The 16,657-nt window shown below is 64.0% G+C and carries 17 protein-coding genes and 1 pseudogene; 9 read left to right on the top strand and 9 right to left on the bottom strand.

What is annotated here, in order from left to right:
* Positions 1 to 58 precede the first annotated feature (58 nt).
* Positions 59 to 532, top strand: coding sequence for a VOC family protein (locus AC1RZR_RS05260; protein ID WP_481829021.1), 474 nt, complete (start codon positions 59 to 61; stop codon positions 530 to 532).
* A gap of 40 nt (positions 533 to 572) precedes the next feature.
* Here AC1RZR_RS05260 and AC1RZR_RS05255 read toward each other — a convergent pair whose 3' ends face one another.
* On the bottom strand, positions 573 to 2,120 hold the full coding sequence (locus AC1RZR_RS05255) for an FAD-dependent monooxygenase (protein WP_481827861.1): 1,548 nt from the start codon (positions 2,118 to 2,120) through the stop codon (positions 573 to 575).
* Between the two features lie 448 nt (positions 2,121 to 2,568).
* Between AC1RZR_RS05255 and AC1RZR_RS05250 the strand changes: the two are divergent.
* Positions 2,569 to 2,933 (top strand): annotated as a pseudogene (locus tag AC1RZR_RS05250) (hypothetical protein).
* A 145-nt stretch (positions 2,934 to 3,078) separates the two neighbouring features.
* On the opposite strand, the gene AC1RZR_RS05245 reads toward AC1RZR_RS05250, so the two are convergent.
* The 4 genes from AC1RZR_RS05245 to AC1RZR_RS05230 all read right to left on the bottom strand — a co-directional run bounded on the left by AC1RZR_RS05245 (position 3,079) and on the right by AC1RZR_RS05230 (position 6,120).
* Positions 3,079 to 4,005 (bottom strand): DMT family transporter, encoded by a 927-nt coding sequence (locus AC1RZR_RS05245; protein ID WP_477268707.1) that lies wholly within the window; start codon positions 4,003 to 4,005, stop codon positions 3,079 to 3,081.
* Between the two features lie 123 nt (positions 4,006 to 4,128).
* The gene (locus AC1RZR_RS05240) at positions 4,129 to 4,758 is read right to left on the bottom strand and encodes a DNA-3-methyladenine glycosylase (protein WP_481827860.1); all 630 of its coding nucleotides are present in this window, start codon (positions 4,756 to 4,758) and stop codon (positions 4,129 to 4,131) included.
* Positions 4,737 to 5,117, bottom strand: a complete 381-nt coding sequence (locus tag AC1RZR_RS05235) for a nuclear transport factor 2 family protein (RefSeq protein ID WP_481827859.1) — start codon at positions 5,115 to 5,117, stop codon at positions 4,737 to 4,739. The genes AC1RZR_RS05240 and AC1RZR_RS05235 overlap by 22 nt, the downstream gene beginning before the upstream one ends.
* Positions 5,118 to 5,259: 142 nt before the next feature.
* Positions 5,260 to 6,120: an SMP-30/gluconolactonase/LRE family protein gene (locus tag AC1RZR_RS05230; RefSeq protein ID WP_481827858.1), complete on the bottom strand. Its 861-nt coding sequence runs from the start codon at positions 6,118 to 6,120 to the stop codon at positions 5,260 to 5,262.
* A gap of 114 nt (positions 6,121 to 6,234) precedes the next feature.
* On the opposite strand from AC1RZR_RS05230, the gene AC1RZR_RS05225 reads away from it, so the two are divergent.
* A complete protein-coding gene (locus tag AC1RZR_RS05225) occupies positions 6,235 to 7,035 on the top strand; it encodes a helix-turn-helix domain-containing protein (protein ID WP_481827857.1) in 801 nt (266 codons plus the stop codon).
* Positions 7,036 to 7,395: 360 nt separating this feature from the next.
* A complete protein-coding gene (locus tag AC1RZR_RS05220) occupies positions 7,396 to 8,772 on the top strand; it encodes an adenylate/guanylate cyclase domain-containing protein (protein WP_481827856.1) in 1,377 nt (458 codons plus the stop codon).
* Positions 8,773 to 8,851: 79 nt separating this feature from the next.
* Here AC1RZR_RS05220 and AC1RZR_RS05215 read toward each other — a convergent pair whose 3' ends face one another.
* From AC1RZR_RS05215 to AC1RZR_RS05205, 3 genes are read right to left on the bottom strand one after another with little or no spacing between them, the layout of a single operon-like run.
* Positions 8,852 to 9,679, bottom strand: a complete 828-nt coding sequence (locus AC1RZR_RS05215) for a C40 family peptidase (protein WP_481827855.1) — start codon at positions 9,677 to 9,679, stop codon at positions 8,852 to 8,854.
* A 51-nt stretch (positions 9,680 to 9,730) separates the two neighbouring features.
* Complete coding sequence (locus AC1RZR_RS05210; protein ID WP_481827854.1) at positions 9,731 to 10,675, bottom strand: CHAD domain-containing protein; 945 nt, start codon at positions 10,673 to 10,675, stop codon at positions 9,731 to 9,733.
* A complete protein-coding gene (locus AC1RZR_RS05205) occupies positions 10,672 to 11,145 on the bottom strand; it encodes a CYTH domain-containing protein (protein WP_481827853.1) in 474 nt (157 codons plus the stop codon). Before AC1RZR_RS05205 ends, AC1RZR_RS05210 begins: the two co-directional genes overlap by 4 nt.
* A 102-nt stretch (positions 11,146 to 11,247) precedes the next feature.
* On the opposite strand from AC1RZR_RS05205, the gene AC1RZR_RS05200 reads away from it, so the two are divergent.
* The 4 genes from AC1RZR_RS05200 to AC1RZR_RS05185 are packed head-to-tail and all read left to right on the top strand — an operon-like array spanning position 11,248 to position 14,963.
* On the top strand, positions 11,248 to 11,946 hold the full coding sequence (locus tag AC1RZR_RS05200) for a CerR family C-terminal domain-containing protein (RefSeq protein ID WP_481827852.1): 699 nt from the start codon (positions 11,248 to 11,250) through the stop codon (positions 11,944 to 11,946).
* A gap of 13 nt (positions 11,947 to 11,959) precedes the next feature.
* A complete protein-coding gene (locus AC1RZR_RS05195) occupies positions 11,960 to 12,913 on the top strand; it encodes an HlyD family secretion protein (RefSeq protein ID WP_477268697.1) in 954 nt (317 codons plus the stop codon).
* On the top strand, positions 12,910 to 13,830 hold the full coding sequence (locus AC1RZR_RS05190) for an ABC transporter ATP-binding protein (protein ID WP_481827851.1): 921 nt from the start codon (positions 12,910 to 12,912) through the stop codon (positions 13,828 to 13,830). Before AC1RZR_RS05195 ends, AC1RZR_RS05190 begins: the two co-directional genes overlap by 4 nt.
* Positions 13,827 to 14,963, top strand: coding sequence for an ABC transporter permease (locus tag AC1RZR_RS05185; protein ID WP_477268695.1), 1,137 nt, complete (start codon positions 13,827 to 13,829; stop codon positions 14,961 to 14,963). The genes AC1RZR_RS05190 and AC1RZR_RS05185 overlap by 4 nt, the downstream gene beginning before the upstream one ends.
* A gap of 21 nt (positions 14,964 to 14,984) precedes the next feature.
* On the opposite strand, the gene AC1RZR_RS05180 is transcribed toward AC1RZR_RS05185, so the two are convergent.
* Positions 14,985 to 15,914, bottom strand: a complete 930-nt coding sequence (locus tag AC1RZR_RS05180; protein WP_477268694.1) for a LysR family transcriptional regulator — start codon at positions 15,912 to 15,914, stop codon at positions 14,985 to 14,987.
* Between the two features lie 112 nt (positions 15,915 to 16,026).
* Between AC1RZR_RS05180 and AC1RZR_RS05175 the strand changes: the two genes are divergently transcribed.
* On the top strand, positions 16,027 to 16,629 hold the full coding sequence (locus AC1RZR_RS05175; protein ID WP_481827850.1) for an NADPH-dependent F420 reductase: 603 nt from the start codon (positions 16,027 to 16,029) through the stop codon (positions 16,627 to 16,629).
* Positions 16,630 to 16,657 lie beyond the last annotated feature (28 nt).

Below are 16,657 nucleotides of genomic sequence, written 5' to 3'. Positions count from 1 at the left end.
GGGGGCGCGGGAAACCGGGCCGGAATGGCTTCAGAAGCGAAAGGGACAAGCAATGGCAATTGCCAAGAACACGATCTGCCTGTGGTACGACAAGGACGCCGAGGCTGCAGCCCGCTTCTACGCCGAGACTTTTCCTGACAGCTCGGTGAGTGCTGTCCACCGTGCTCCCAGCGACTATCCTTCCGGCAAGGCGGGCGATGTGTTGACGGTCGAATTCACGGTCGCCGGCATCCCCTGTCTCGGCCTCAATGGCGGACCCGCGTTCAAACCCAACGAAGCATTCTCGTTCCAAATTGCCACTGACGATCAGCAGGAAACCGACCGCTACTGGAACGCCATCGTCGGCAATGGCGGCCAGGAAAGTGCATGTGGTTGGTGCAAGGACAAATGGGGCGTCTGCTGGCAAATCACGCCGCGCGTGCTGACCGAGGCGATGGCTGCCGGCGGCGACGAAGCAAAACGCGCGTTTGATGCGATGATGGACATGAAGAAAATCGACGTCGCCGCGATCGAGGCGGCGCGGCGCGGCTGACGGTGTCAGGCGGGATAAGGCTTCAGGCAGGTTCACGCGCCTATTCGACTTCGCCAAACCATCGCGACGCGGTCTGGGCGGCGTCCTGATAGTCAAAGGCACTGTCAGCGGCCCAGGCGACGAAGCCATCGGGGCGCACGAGCACAGCGCTCAGGCCCAGCCGATCCTTGGCGTCGCCTGCTGCATAATTGATCCGCCCACTCCAGCGGCTTGCAAGCGCTTGAAGCGGCGCACCCGCGTCAAAGTCCAGCAACAGGCCTCTTCCCTCCCTGAGCAGCTCGCCGAGCCTCGTCCCGTCGGCCAGCTCGAAGTCGGGAGCGCTGCGGCCTATCAGCGGGTGACTGCCGCCAAGATCATGGCGCAGAGAAACGCCCCACACGCGCTCGGCGAAATAGGTAGCGCCGTCGCGCGTGTCGATGAGATCGCGGATGACGGCTTCGAGCGCGCGCGAACTCCGGCTCGGCCGCATGAGCGCGACCTGGGCGCGCGACCAGTCGAGAACCTGCGCGCCCACTGGATGTCGTTCATCCAAATAGCTGTCGAGCAGGCCGACCGGCGCGTCGCCTCGGATGGTGGAAGCCAGCTTCCAGCCGAGGTTCATCGCGTCGCCAAGCCCGAGGTTGAGCCCCTGGCCGCCCAAGGGGGAATGGATGTGCGCGGCGTCGCCGGCGAGCAGCACCCGCCCCCTGCGGTAAGCGGTCGCCTGATAGGCGCGATCCGTCCAGGTCGTGGCAGACCGGAGGGCCGTCAAGGTGATGTCGGCACCGGAGACGCGGCGCAACACCGCCTGCGCATGCTCGATCGTGATTGGCTGGGTTCTGTGGAAAGCGCCCCCATCGAACTCGACCATCGCGATCGTCCCGGGCAGTGAGTAAGTATACATGCCCGTCGGGGTGTAGTGGCGACCCAGGCGGAGCTTCTCCGGATCGGCCATCTCGACTTCAACGGAATAGCCGGTGAACTCGGGATCGGTGCCGACGAACTCAAAGCCGCCAGCTTTGCGAACCGTGCTGCGGCCGCCATCACAACCGACGAGCCAGCGTCCGCGAAAAGTCTCGCCACCAGCGCGAATGGTCACCTCCTCGTCCGCCTGTTCGAAGTCTTCGACGCCGAGCCCGCGCCTGATCTCGACGCCCATCGCGCTTGCGCGAGCGGCCAAGGCGGATTCGAGATATTCCATCTCGACCGCCATGCTGGTGCCGGCCGGGTCTGGCAGGCGATAACGCCACTTCGAGGTGTCAACGATGTCGTGGTAGAACTGGATGCCGGCGAAATGGCCGCCCGGGCGGCGCGGCTGTTGCATCCAATGCGCAGCAGCCGAAGCGCTGCTGCGACCCGGGTCATCGTTCGAGCGTTGCGGCGCCGCGATGTCGTTCAGCAGGCCGCGGCGGTAGAAGGCCTCGATGGTGGGGGCGGAAAGGCCGCGCATGCCGAACGGAAGCCGCTTTAACGGAGAGCGCGGGTCTTTGGCCTGCTCCAGCACCAGGACCGAGAGGTCTGCGAGGCGAAGCTCACAGGCGAGAAACAAGCCGACGGGGCCGGCGCCAGAGATTACGACGTCATAAAGTGGGGGATGTCGGTCGTGCATGGACTACTCCTTGGTCGATGTTCGACCGGAGCGTTCCTCGAGTTTGAACACCACACGGACGAACGATTAGACGCTTGAGAAGCGTCCGATGTTCGTCGTGGGGATCTCGTGCACGAAGCCAAAGACCAGAGCTTTCGTTACCGAAAGGACTTGGGCTTACCAAACCAAGTCTGCCTTTTCCGACGCTGGCTATATAACGGTGTGGCGATTGATCCGCAACGGGCACGGGTGCCGCGGTGGCCAGGGGCAACGCCATCGGGGGCGCTGCCCGTCAGACGCGACGACCGTCAGCTTTGCGCCAAAAGCATCAGGGATTCCGGTTCTGCGTTGTGAAAAATGACTGACAACGATAACCGTTTCTCCGGCTGCCTCATCGGAGATATCTCCCTGTGGAAGAAGAGAGGAGAGATTCGAGGACTCAAGAACTATGCTTTGGGAAGGCTTTCGGATGAGAATTGCAATCTTGGTCGCTTTGGCCGCGACATTGGCTGGATGTGTGACCTCTCCGGTCGTCTACGAAGCGTCGCTTTCGCAGCAGGATCCGAAATGGGTGTCGCCGGAATGCCAGCAAGCGCGCATGGCGGCCTCGGACTACGAAACTCGCGAAAAAGAGCACCCGGGGTGGGGCTTCGGCGTCTTGCTTGGCCCGTACTCTTGGGGCTCGTGGCGGCCATCAAGGAGCACGAGCAGAAGCAACGAAAATTGTTCTCTCGCGAGGTGCACCTGCGCTGCTCGAGTCTTCCCCTGCCGGGGGAGCTGCAGGGCGATTCAAGCGCCCAGGACGCGATCGCAAATCAGACGAAGTATCCGTAGACATCACGATCGGCCTCTTTCGAGACGAAGCGGAGATGCCCGCACTATGCTGGATGGCTTGGGTGCTTCAGGATACGCGGGAGCGGTTCCAGGGCCCGTGCTCCAATCGCGTGCGGTAACCTTTCGCCAGGGAAGACAGGCTTGCTCAAACTGTCGCTTCGATCGGCTCGGCAAGCTTCGGATTGGCGCGCGCAGCGATCAGGCAGCCGGCGACGATCAGGCATGCTCCTGCCAGCGTGGTCCAGGCTGCCTCCTCGTCGAAAAAGAACCAGCCAAGCGCGATCGCCCAGATGAAGGCCGAGTATTCCGTCGGGATCAGATATTGCGCCTCGGCGCGGGCGTAGGACCAGCTCATCAGGAATTGCCCGGCAAGCGACAGCACCGTCACCCCGGCTAGAGGAAGCCAAAGGTGGGTTGGCAAGGCAACGGCAAGCCACGGCGCGGCGAGGCCGAGGATGATGGCAACGCAAAGGTTCTGGAACAGCATGATCTCGATCGGCTTGGCCAACTGCGCCTGTTGCCGCGCCAGGATCAGATTGTAGCCGTAGAACACCGTCGACACGAGCACCGCTGCCGTGCCGAGCATGGCATCTTGAGAGTAGCTTGCCTGGCCGAACTGGCCGGCCATGATGATTGCGACGCCGGCAATGCCGGCCAGCGATGCCCAGATTGCCTGCCGCCGGATTCGTTCGCCCAGCAACAGCGCGGCGAGGAAGAGAGCGAACAACGGCGCGATGAAGCTGAGCCCGATCGCCTCCGCCAGCGGCAGCCTGGCGAGCCCCCAGAAGAAGCATATCAGAACGATGCCGACAACGGCGGCACGCAGCGCATGCAGCCGCAGCACCGCAAGGGTTGGCCGGGAGCGCGGCCCTGCCGACCAGGCAGCGCCCGCGACGACAGTCGCGACCATGCTGCGCCACAGCACCGTGTTGTAGACGCCTACGGCAATAACCAGGGTCTTCATCGCCGCATCCATCCCCGACAGCAGGAAGATCCCGAGCGCGCATACGAGCACAGGGATCATCGGGGAAACGGCGCCGGTCAGGCTGGGTGTCTTCACGGCTTCACTCATGTGGCAGCCGGATATCTCAGGGCGAACCGCAGGGCCAGATGGCAGCACCGCCGATATGGCGGTCCAATCCGCAGGGATGGAGCGCCGGTCCCCGTGAGGGGGGGCGCGGCTGCGGGGGGTCCCTTACGCGTTGAGCGATCCTGGACCGCTGACGAACGGACTCTTCCTGACATAAAATCGCAGCAGGCGGTTCGCATCTTTTGAAATGCCGATCCTGGTGCTTTGCCCGATTTCGTCGGCTTCGTGGCCATCGCCTGCGAGCCATAGCGGGCCTTTCCGGCAAAGGTCGTGTCCGTCGAGTGAACGATCTATCCGCAACGCCTGGGCCAGCCTTCCCGGTCCCCGCGCCAGGTCGCGCAAACGCTCGATGCCGCGATTGAGCCGCATGACCCCGATGCCCTCGAGCGGCTTGAGGGCCCGGATCAGGACGCCGGTTCCGATCCCCTGCATCTCGCTCGAGACATTCAGCATGGTGGAGATGCCGTACGCGAGATAGACATAGGCGTGCCCGCGCTCGAGAAACAGCGAACGGTTGCGCGGGGTCATCCCCCGGTAGCCATGCCCGGCGGCGTCGCCGACGACATAGGCCTCGGTCTCGACGATGCGACCGCTGGCGATGCCTTCAGGCAGCTCCCGCACCACCAGCTTGCCAATGAGATAGCGGGCGAGGGAGACCGTATCCGCCGGCAGCTCCGCGCGGGCGAGCGGCGGATGGTCATCCCTGTAGCGGTTCACGGTATCCGCTCGACCCATTGCGCGCGCGAAGGCCCCGGCTCGAACGGATCGCCGAAATACTGCGTCTCGCGAGCCACCTTGCCATCGAGGAACTCCATAATGCTCACGGTGTAAGATGGCTGCCCGTCATAGGCCAGGACATATTCAGTGACCCAAAAGTCACCCGCGCCGACGATCCGCCGCACCGTGAAGCGCTTCCGGTTCGGCTGCGCGGCGCGAGACGACTGGATGTTTCGCCGCCCGCGGACGCGCTCGCCCGATTGCGGATAGTCGAGCACCGCGTCCTCCCGGTAGATCTGATGCTCCTCCTCGAAATCGTTCGCGTCGGAGGCAGCCCAGTGGCGATCCAGAGCCGCTCGTATCTCACGGTCGTCCATGTCAAACCTCCCTTCGCCCTCGATACTGGGCCGGCGCACCATACGCCGGCCTGGAGCGGCCCTTCCAGAGGGGGGAGGGGAGTGCCAAGCAAGGTTGGATGGCCCATTCGCTAAGTCGGCTAATTAACCTGGGAGATGGCTCTCAGTCGAGCTTCAGCGCTGCGACTTCGCCCTCGTTCATCAGCGGCACATAGAGGATCGACTTGCCGTCGGTACCGATGTCGGCGCTGCCCGGCTTGAAATGCGCCACCACTTCCGGAGCGCCGCCGGCATGATAGCGGTAGAGCGTGCCGGTCATGTAGGCGGTGGCGTAGACGGTGTCGCCGATGGCGATGACGCCGTCGAGGTCGGCGAATTTCTGCGCGCCTGGCAATGGCGAAACCACCTTGCTGGCGAGATCGACCGACAGCAGCCCGCCCGGCTCGGCGGTGCTGAAGTCGGGCTTGATGCCCTTGCCCCAGGAGGCGACGATCAGCCGGTCGCCGTCGGCGAAGACGCCGTTGGGCGAAGCCAGCGCCGCGTCTTTGATGAACAGTTCCGGCCGGTCGCCGTCGATGCGGTAAATCGCGTCGGCCAGCATGTCGGTGACATAGACCTTGCCAGACTGGTCCGATGTCATGTCGTTGAGGAAGACTGCATTCGGCACCGTGATGCTGGCGACGAGCTTGCCGCTGGCCAGATCGACGACGCGGACCTTGGTGATGTCGGCGACATAGAGCTTGCCGCCCGAAATCGCCATGCCCTTGGGCGCGTCCATGCCGTCGGTCCAGTGCTGGGTGACTGTCTTGCCGTCGATCGAAAGCACCGACAGATAGCCGTTGCCGTCGGCGTCGCCGGGGTTGCCGACGAGGTTGGAAACGATGATGCGGTTGTTGGCGGCGTCGAACAGCGCTGATTCCGGTTGTTCGAGGCCCGTCGCGCGCCAGAGCTCGCCCGCCTGGGCGGCAGGGCCCGCTGCGACGCCGATGACTGCGAAAAGGGCTGAGGTGATGAGGCGGTTCATGAGTGCTCTCCTGTGATGACGGGTGGAGAGCTATGATTTTCGATACTTTTCGGAAAGGCTGATTACCGCTAGTATTGAAAGTCGATACGAAACTGACGGCAAGAGGTGCATCCGATGAACGGTCTGATCTTCGAGGCGCTGAAGCGGACGCTGAAGGCGAAGGGCGTCACCTATCGCGAACTGGCCGAACGCATGGGCGTTTCCGAGCCGACGGTGAAGCGCATCTTCCACGAGCGCAACTGCAAGCTCGACCGGCTGATGGAGATCTGCGCGGCTGCCGGGGTCGAGCTGGAAAACGTGCTCGGCTCGATGAACCGGGGGCCAGGGCCTGTCAACCACATCGCGCCGGAGATCGAGCGCAAGCTCGCCGGCCGGCCGGCGCTGCTGTTCATCTTCGTCATGCTGTCGGAGAAATTCACGCCCGAAGGCATCATGCGCTCGCAAGGCCTGAGCGAGGCCTCGATGTTTCTTTATCTGCGCGATCTGGAGGAGCTCGGCCTGATCGCGCTCGGCCGGGGTCTCACCGCGCGATTGCTGGTCGAGACGCCGATCCAGTGGAATTTCGAAGGGCCGCTGCGGCCGCTGTTCGAGATGACCAACAAGAATTTTGTCGGCTGGGCCATCACCCATATCGACAAGGAAGCGACCTTTGTCAGCTTCTCGAGGCGGATGCGGCCGGAGACGGCCGAGATGGTGCGTCGCGAGGCGGAGGAACTGGCGAACCGCGCCAAACTGCTTGCCCATCACGACCAGCACACCACGCCGGAGGACGGGTTGGTCGGCTACAAATGGACATTTGCTTTTGGCGCAACCCCGTTTCCGGCGATCATGCCGATCGGCCCGCACCCGCGCGATGCCGGCGCGTTCGATCGGCCCGCCACTCCTGCAAAGGGACGCCGCCGGTTACCGGCCTGACACGGCCAATTATCCCGAGCAGGATAGGGCGCGTTGGGACAGAACAGATCCGGCACCAACACGGTTAGCCCTCTGCAGCCATGCGTTCCGCCATGCCGCCCAGCGCCGGCCGCGGGCCGAACGCATCCATGCAGAGAATGACGCCGGGCACTGCGGTTTTTTGGTGACCTGAACAGGGAAGCGTCCGCCTGTCCTGCTTTGGTTTTCACCATGATCTTTTGTCCGGACATTTTTGCTCTTTGCAGCCGCGTTTCAAAAATGAAATCACATTCATGATAGAGTTCGCGCACTGATTTGCCAGACTGTAGAGTGCGGGTTTGCCGAGTGCGTGACACGTCCCCCTGAAATCGAAGTGTTCCTATGCCGACCGCGCCAACACTTGAACTTCGCCGCTATTCGCGCCTGAAAAATTTGCGGGCCCGCGCAGAACGCCAGGGTGCTGCATTGCAGTTCTGGGCGCGTACGGCATCGCTCGCTGCGATCTCCTGCTTCTTTTCATTGATCAGCCGCTGGGATGCTTCGCTGCTCTTCGTGCTGGCGGGCCTCGCGCTGTTCCAGCTCGTCGGCCTGATCCAGTTTCTCTTTGCGCGCCGTCGCACGGCGCGATGGTGGATCGGTTACGTCGTCGGTACGCTGGACATCATTCTTTTGACCGTTCTGTTGGTAACGCCCAACCCGTTTTCCCTGGAGGTCGCGCCGGCCGCGATGCAACTGCGCGAGGGCAGCTTCAAATTCCTGCTGATTTTCGTATGCCTTGGCGCGCTGACCCTTTCGACACGATTGGCGCTCTATCTCGGCGCGCTCGCTGCCTTGACATGGGCGATCGGGGTGGGATGGGTGATTTCTCATCCGGGAACCGTCATTCCGGCGACGAACCTCTATTCGCTGCCGATGACAGAGCAACTGAACCTCTATCTCAACCCCAATTTCGTCGATACATTTGCGCAGGCGACCAACGTGTTGATTGTGCTGATTATCGGCGCGATCATGGCGCTGGTCGTCTATCGTTCCCGACATCTGTCGGAAGACTATGTCAAGGCAGAGCGCGCCCGCGCCAATCTCGCCCGGCATTTTTCCCCCAATGTCGTCGACCAGCTCGCCACCGATGACGAGCCCTTCGGCCCGGTCCGCCGACAGGATATCGCGGTGCTGTTCGCCGACATCGTCGGTTTCACACACTATTCCGAGGATCATCCGGCCGAAGCAGTGTTCGAACTTCTGCGTCAGTTCCACCGTCGCATGGAACAGGTCGTTTTCGACCACCAGGGCACCGTCGATAACTATATCGGCGATTGCATCATGGCGACATTCGGGGTTCCGCAAGCTAGCCATGACGACGCGAGTCGGGCCATCCAGTGCGCTGAAGCTATGGTCGCCGCTCTCGAAGACTGGAATGTACAGCGGGTGTCCAGGGGATACCCGCCGCTGGACGTTCGGATCGGTGCACAATATGGCGCAGTGGTCATCGGCGCGGTCGGCAGCGAGCGCAACCTGTCCTTCGCGGTGGTGGGCGACACCGTCAACGTCGCCAGCCGTTTGCAGTCGCTCTGCCGTGAGCTTCAGGCGAGTATTTGCTTTGGGTCACGACTGATTGAGGCCGCGAAGGCGGAATCGCCCACGACACAGTTGAATGCGCGCGATCATGGACCGGTGAGCATCCGCGGCCGGGACGAACCGGTCCATGTCTGGGTCGAACACAGAGCCGAAAACCAGGGTGCTATTGCGGTTTCGGCGTGATATGGGCCGCCATGTGAAACGCGGCACCTCGGCTGGAGGCCGAGCCATAGGGGCATGTCCTGACCTGGGTCGAAAGCGATCACGTGTCTGAGGCGATTGCGCCAGCCTTTGCGGCTGCGGCGTCTGTGCTTACCTTGTCGTCCCAGGTCACCGCCCGGTAATCGAAGCCATATTCCAGCGTCGGCTTGACGATGCGGAAATAGGGCGACAGGTCGAAGTCACGCGGCGTGTACAGCGAGTGGTGGCGGATGTGCAGGATTTCCTTGCGCGAATAGTTCGACTGCGCTGAAGCGCGGCCGGGCGCGCGGGTGATTTCGGGCAGGATCGGATAGCGGATCTGGCCATAGGCCTCGGCGATCAGCGAGGAACAGATGGCCCGTGTCGGGTCGCCTGAGCCAAATGCCAGCATGCGGCGGCGCCAGCGCACCGGCACCGGCGGCGCCGGCAGGAAATAACGCAGCATGTCGAGGATGTTCTTGAGATCGTATTTCAGGCCAAGCTTGCCGATCATGAAGGCGACGACCCTGTCGCGGTCCTCAGGCGCCAGGCCGCTCGCCCGGCAGATGCGGGTGTTGTAGGTGCGATAGCGCGATAGCGGTACGGCGACGCAGCCTTCGCCCATCGAGACTTCGATCAGCCGTGGCCGCTCCGTTCCGTCTTGCGGCTCGGGCAACGCATCGCCGACATAAAGGGCCGCATGCGACCAGGTCGACTGGGTCAGGTACTTGATCACCGCCGAGATCTTCTGGTTGCCCTCGATCAACAGGATGTCGCCGGGCTCCAGCGCACGGCGCAGCGTCTCGGCATCGGACGGGGTATAAGGTTCGTAGCCGGAAGACTCTTCCTGCAGCGCGCCGGCGAGCCGGCGGCCAAGTCGATCCAGAAGCGTGTCTCTGAGCTCGGTCATGCCATATGGCGATTAACATATGCAGGCGGCTGGACGCCAGCCGTCCGTCCGTCAACTGGCGGTCGCCACGGCATCTTCCTGCAATGGGGCGGCACCCAGGTCGTCGCGCGCCTTGCGGGCCAGTTTGCGTGTCGAGCGTTTGGGACTGTCGCCGAACAGCTCGGACGCCTCGGCGAGACAGCTCTTCTTCAGCTGCTTCTCCGACCGCTTCAAAAGCTTGCCCAGAAGCTTGGTGTCCTCGGACGGTCCGAACGGACGGTCATCGGCCTCGAGCAGCGCGCGCATCACCAGCACATCGTGCAGGTCGCCCAGCCGCTCCCCCAGGTCGTCGACCGCCTTGCGCCTGGCCTTGATCGGCGTCGGCCACAGCCTGCCGAGCAGCGACAGATGCATGCCGTGGGTCTTGGCCGCCTTGCGCAGGTCGTGGAAATCATTGGCCGCGCCGCGCGATCCGGCCTTGTCGAGCGCCTTCCTGGCCCGGCGCAGGGTGATGCGGGCGCCTTGGGCAAGCACGTCGGCTGCCTGTTCCGGCTGATCGGGCAGGGCGAGTGCGTCGATCCGGTGCAGGCCCTCCTCGCAAGCGGCGGTCGCAGCAGCTATCGCCGCCTCGAGCCCGGCACCTTCATGCAATTCATGCTGGTGCGCGATCAGCCTGTCGCGCACCGCGCTCAGTCCATCGCCGGCACTCTCCTTGGGAAAGCTTGCCGTCAGCCGGTCGATGGTCTCGATCAGCGCGGTCGCCTCGCGCGGCCCGGCAAGCAGGGCCGCCACGTTGCGGTAGCACTGGTTCTCCGTCTCACAGAATGTTTCGTCACCGGAACGAACCAGACGTAGCAATGCCCGCGCGCTCTTCAGCCGCTTGCGGCATTTGTGCAGCGCCTGTTCCGGCCGGCTGCGCGCGGCGTCAAGATGGGCCAATGCCTTGCCGATCTCCTCGGCAAGGATACGCCTGACCTCGCCGGTCAGCGGCAGGCGCGGATCGATACGAAAACTCATGCGGCGATCTCCGGAATCCCCCCGAGGGCGAGCGACGCGTTGTAGAACTCAGACTCGCCGGTGACTTCGCGGCCGAGCCAGTCAGGCAGCATTTCGTCCGGCACGTCCTCCGGCGTCTCGAGTTCGGCGACCACAAGTCCCGCAAGCGGGCCGCCAAAGACATCGACCTCATAGAGATAGCCGCGATGCCTAACATGGTGGCGTGTCTTCTCTATGACACGCCCAAGCGCGAAGGCCAGCATCTCCTCGGCCTCCGCCAGCGGGATCGGATACTCGAATTCATCGCGCTCGCGCGCCCTGCTGCCGAATTTGAGCGTCAGCTTGGCGGACGTGTCATCGCTGATGCGGACGCGCAGGGTTCGACCGGGTGACGCGGCGAGATAGAACTGACGAATGCGGATATCCGCCTCGGCCAGTTCTTGCCATGCGGTGCTGGAGACCAGGAATTTGCGTTCGACTTCCTTGCCCATGGCCGCGCACTAAAGCGTTTGCCGCCGACGATGGCAAGACAGTCGCGCGCACGGATTGACTCATGGATTGACTTTAATCAATCGATTGATTAAATAGCGCTCATGATCCAATTGCCGGACACACAAACCCAAAACCCTCGCCGCGAAGCGTCTCCCGCCGACATGACGCGCGCCGCCCTTGTCCAGGCAGCGCTGAAACTGTTCGGCCGGCAGGGTTTCGACGGCACCTCGACGCGTCAGATCGCGGCGGAAGCGCAAGCCAATATCGGTTCGATCGCCTATCATTTCGGCGGCAAGGAAGGTCTTCGCACCGCCGCCGCCGACTTTATCGTCGAGACCATCCAGACGGTTGCCGGCCAGGCGCTCGGCAATGTGCAGGCACCTGCGCCGGGACCGGCCAGTCCAGAGGCAGCGCAAGCGCAGCTCTTCGCGGCGCTGGAGCGGATGGTCGGCTTTGTCGTGGCAAGTCCGCAGGCCGGCGAGATCGTTCAGTTCGTGTTGCGCGAGCTTTCGCACCCGACGGCAGCGCTCGACCGCATCTATGACGGTGTCTTCGAGCCGACGCACCGCCGGCTGTGCCAGCTCTGGGAACAGGCGACAGGGGAGCCAGCCGAAAGCGTGGCCACGAGGCTCACCGTGTTCACGCTGATCGGCCAGGTCATCTATTTCCGCATCGGCCGCGAGGCGGTGATGCGCCGCATGGGCTGGAACGACATTGGCGCCGCCGAGGCGGCCAAGGTGGTGGCGGTCACGTCGGGCAATCTCAAGGCCATATTGGCTGCCAGGAGGGGGCAAAGATGAAGGGGCAAACACCATGAGCTTTCTGTGTTCGCTGCCGCTCGCCGCGCAGCTTTTCAGTGCCTGCGCGCCGGCGGCACCGCTGGCCGTCGGCTATGTCGAGGGCGACTATGTGCTGCTGGCGCCGATCGAGGTGGCGCAGGTCGAGACCGTCACGGTCAAGCGCGGCGATCGTGTCACACCCGGCACGACCGTGGTGACGCTCGAAAGCGCCGATGCCAAGATCGCGGTCGCGCAGGCCGAGGCCGGCCTTGCCCAGGCGCAGGCGCAGTTGGCCGACCTGCAGATCGGCAAGCGTCCGGAAGAAATCGCGGTGCTCAGGGCCGAGGTCGACATGGCCAGCGCGCAGGCCGCCGACGCCAAGCGCAAATACGACCGGGCCGCCGATCTGTTCAAGCGCGGCGCCGGCACGCAGGCCGATTTCGACACCGCTTCGGCGACGCTGGAGACGGCCAACGCCCAGGTCGGCCAGGCCAATGCCAATCTCGCGGTCGGCGGCCTGCCGGCGCGGCCGGAGACGATCAAGGCCGCCGACAATCAGGTCAAGCAGGCGCAGGCAACCCTGGAGCAGGCGCAATGGCGGCTGTCGAAACGGGTGCTGGCGGCGCCTTCACCAGGCCGCGTCAACGATGTCATCCGCAACCCAGGCGACACCGCCGGCCCGACCGCGCCGGTCATTTCGATCCTGCCCGACGGCGCGGTGAAGCTCAGCGTCTACATCCCGGAAGCCGCCTTCTCCTCGGTCAAGGTCGGAACCTTGCTCGGCGTCCACTGCGACGGCTGCGGCCCGGACGTCAAGGCGCGGGTCAGCTATGTCTCGCCGGATCCCGAATTCACCCCGCCGGTGATCTATTCCTTGGAGAACCGGCAGAAGCTGGTCTACCTGGTCGAGGCGCGGCCGGAGGGCAATGCCGGCCCGTTGCAGCCCGGCCAGATCGTCGATGTCGATCTCGCGGACGCCGGAAAATGAACGCCATCGATGTCCACGGCCTGGTCAAGCGCTTTGGCGACAAGACCGTCGTCGACCATGTGACGATGTCGGTCGCCGAAGGCGAGATCGTCGGCTTCCTCGGACCCAACGGTTCGGGCAAGACCACCACCATCCGCATCATGTGCGGCCTGCTGACGCCCGACGAGGGCGAAGGCACGGTGCTCGGCTTCGACATCCGCACCGACAGTCTGCGCATCAAGCGCGAAGTCGGCTACATGACGCAGAAATTCTCCTTCTACGAGGATCTGACGATCGGCGAGAATCTCGAGTTCGTCGCGCGGCTCTACCGGTTGAAGCCGGTCGAGGAACATGTAGCACGCACATTGGAGGACCTCGGCCTGACCTCGCGCCGCAATCAGCTGGCCGGCACCCTGTCCGGCGGCTGGAAGCAGCGGCTGGCGCTGGCCGCCTGCATCATGCACAAGCCGAAGCTGCTGTTGCTCGACGAGCCGACGGCGGGCGTCGATCCGAAGGCGCGGCGCGAATTCTGGGACGAGATTCATCGCCTCGCCAGCGGCGGGCTGACCGTGCTGGTCTCAACCCACTACATGGACGAGGCCGAGCGCTGCCACCGCATCAGCTACATTTCCTACGGCAAGATGCTGGCCACCGGAACCGTTGCCGAGGTGGTGAAGAATGCCGGGCTAACCACCTTTGTCGTGCAGGGCCCGCGGCTCGACCAGGTGGCTGAAGCGCTTCAGGGTCGCCCCGGCGTCGACCAGGTGGCACCGTTCGGCGCGACGCTGCATGTCGTCGGCTCCGACGGCAAGAAGCTCAAAACAGCACTCGCCGATGTCGAGAAGCAGCACGAGGGCGTGACGGTGACGCCGGGCGAGACCAGCCTCGAGGATGTCTTCATCCAGTTCATGTCCGGCTCAAAGGACAACATGGCATGAACAGCATCTTTTCCTTCGCCCGGCTCGGCGCGCTGCTGATCAAGGAGTTCATCCAGATGCGGCGCGACCGCATCACCTTCGCCATGATGCTCGGCGTGCCGCTGATGCAGCTGGTGCTGTTCGGCTACGCCATCAACAATGACCCGAAGAGCCTGCCGGCGGCGCTGGTGGCAACAAGCAGCGACCCCTATACGCGGGCCATGGTCTCGGCCCTGCAGACCACCGGTTACTACCGCTTCGACCATGTCTCGCAAAGTGCGGCCGACGCGGAATTCCTGATGTCGCGTGGCGATGTCGCCTTCGTCGTCACCATCCCCGCCGATTTCGCCCGGCGGGTGGAGCGCGGCGACAGCCCGCAGATCCTGATCGAGGCCGATGCCACCGACCCCGCCGTCGCCAGCGGCGCCATCTCGACGCTCGGCACCGTCGCCAGCCAGGCGCTGCTCCGGGCGCGCGGCATGCAGGAGGCGGCCGCCGAGGCCGCCCTTGGCCAGCTCGAAGTGGTGGTGCACCGGCGCTACAATCCCGAAGGCATCTCGCAATACAACATCGTGCCCGGCCTGCTCGGCGTCATCCTGCAGATGACGATGGTGATGATGACCTCGATCGCGCTGACGCGCGAGACCGAGCGCGGCACGATGGAAAACCTGCTGGCGATGCCGTCCAGCCCGCTCGAGATCATGATGGGCAAGGTGCTGCCCTATCTGGCGGTCGGCGGCGTGCAGGTGGTGGTGGTGCTGGCGGCGGCCAAGCTGTTGTTTGCCATTCCCTTCACCGGGTCGATGTCGTTGCTGTTGAGCGCCGTGCTGATCTTCGTGCTGGCGCTGGTGCTGCTCGGCTATACGATCTCGACCATCGCCCGCACGCAGATGCAGGCGCTGCAGCTCACCTTCTTCTTCTTCCTGCCGTCGATCATGCTGTCGGGCTTCATGTTCCCCTATCGCGGCATGCCGGGCTGGGCGCAGGTGTTCGGCGAGATCCTGCCGCTGACGCATTTCCTGCGCATCATTCGCGCGGTGATGCTGAAGGGCGCCGAACTGCCGGCTGTGGCGACGGAGATCGGCTGGCTGGTGGTATTCGTCGCGCTGTTTGCCGGCGTCGCGCTGGTACGATTCAGACGGACGCTTGACTAAGGCAATTCCAGCAAAGCGCCCTCATCCAAGACTGCCGGCGAAACGCTCGGCAAGGCGTTCGCGCCGAAAGGCGTCGACGACGAAGTCGATGAAGACGCGGGTTTTGGCCGGCAGCAGCGTGCGGCTGGAGAAATAGATCGAGAGCGCGCCGGCGTCGGCATACCAACGCGGCAGCAGGCGGACGAGCTTGCCGCTTTCAAGATGGGCCAGTGCGTCCGGCAGGGCGATCATGGTGACTCCAAGCCCGAGCAGGGCGGCTTGCCGCATGGCAGCCGGATCGTTGACCACGATGGTCTCGCGGGGCGAGCCGGCCATCTCGGTGCCTTCCGCATCCCGCATCGTCCAGTGACGGATGCGGCCGGTACCGAGCGACCGCATGAGGATGCCGTCGAAGGCGGCAAGGCCGGCCGGATCGGTCGGCGGTGTTCGCCCTGTCATATAGGCGGGCGAGGCAACGGCGATGACATGGACGGGCGCCAGCGACCTCGAGACGACGCCCGGCGACAGGTCGAAGCCGCCGCCGATTGCGGCGTCATAACCCTCGGCCACCAGGTCGACCTGCCGGTTCTCGAAATGCCATTCCGGGCGGATGAGCGGATAGCGCATGAGGAATGTCGGCAGCAAAGGCAGGCAATAGGCGATGCCAAGCGTTGGCGACAGGCTGAGCTTGAGTACGCCGGCAGGTTCGCTGCCGCCGCTGGACGCCGCGGCAATGGCGTCCTGCAGCGCTTCGAGATTGCCGCCAATGTCATGCAGGAAACGTTCGCCGGCTTCGGTCAGGGCCAGTTTGCGTGTCGAACGCTGGAACAGACGCTGGCCGAGATTGCGCTCCAGCATGGCAACGTTGCGGCTGACGGCGGCCGGCGTCAGCCCGAGCAGGCGCGCGGCGGCGGAAAAGCCGCCGGCCTCGGCGCTGCGAACGAAGGATTCGAGATTGGCGAGCGTCTCCATCGGCTCCTGATCTTCAACGGACGCTTGAGAATAAAACAAGCAAATACCGGCTAATCCTAGACCAATAAAAGAGCGATATCCACTTCAACAAACCCAACGGATTGAGATCACCATGAACAGCATCGGCATCATCGGCGCCGGCAATATCGGCCAGGCATTCGCTCGCACGCTCGCCAGGAAGGGTATCGAGGCCACCATCGCCAACAGCCGCGGCCCGCAGACACTGGCCGAACTCGTCGCGTCGATCGGCCCCTCGATCAAGGCCGGCACGCTGCAAGACGCGGCAGCGAAGGACATCGTGCTCGTCGCCGTCAACTGGTCGAAGCTTCCAGCAGCGCTCGCCGGCCTGCCCGACTGGAATGGGCGCATCGTTGTCGATGCCAACAATTCGATCGAGGCACCGTTGTTCAAGCCAGTCGATCTCGGTGGGCGTTTCTCAAGCGAGGTGTTTGCAGGTCTCGTACCCGGCGCAAGGGTGGTGAAGGCGTTCAACCATTTGCGGGCGCCCCTGCTGGCGGGTGACCCGGCGGCGGAGGGTGGCAAGCGCGTGCTGTTCTATTCGGGTGACGACGTGCAGGCCAAGGCCGAGGTCGGCGCACTGATCGACAGGCTTGGCTTCCACGGCATCGATCTCGGCTCGCTGGCGATCGGCGCGCGTCTCGCCCAGTTCCCCGGCGGTCCGTTGCCGGTCCTCAATCTCGTCCGCTTCGAGTGATGCGCCCGGTGGCGTGGCACCGATAGCG

This window comes from Mesorhizobium bavaricum (assembly GCF_056781655.1).
Note: the sequence above shows the minus strand (reverse complement) of the source record. Positions and strands in the feature narration are given on the sequence as shown.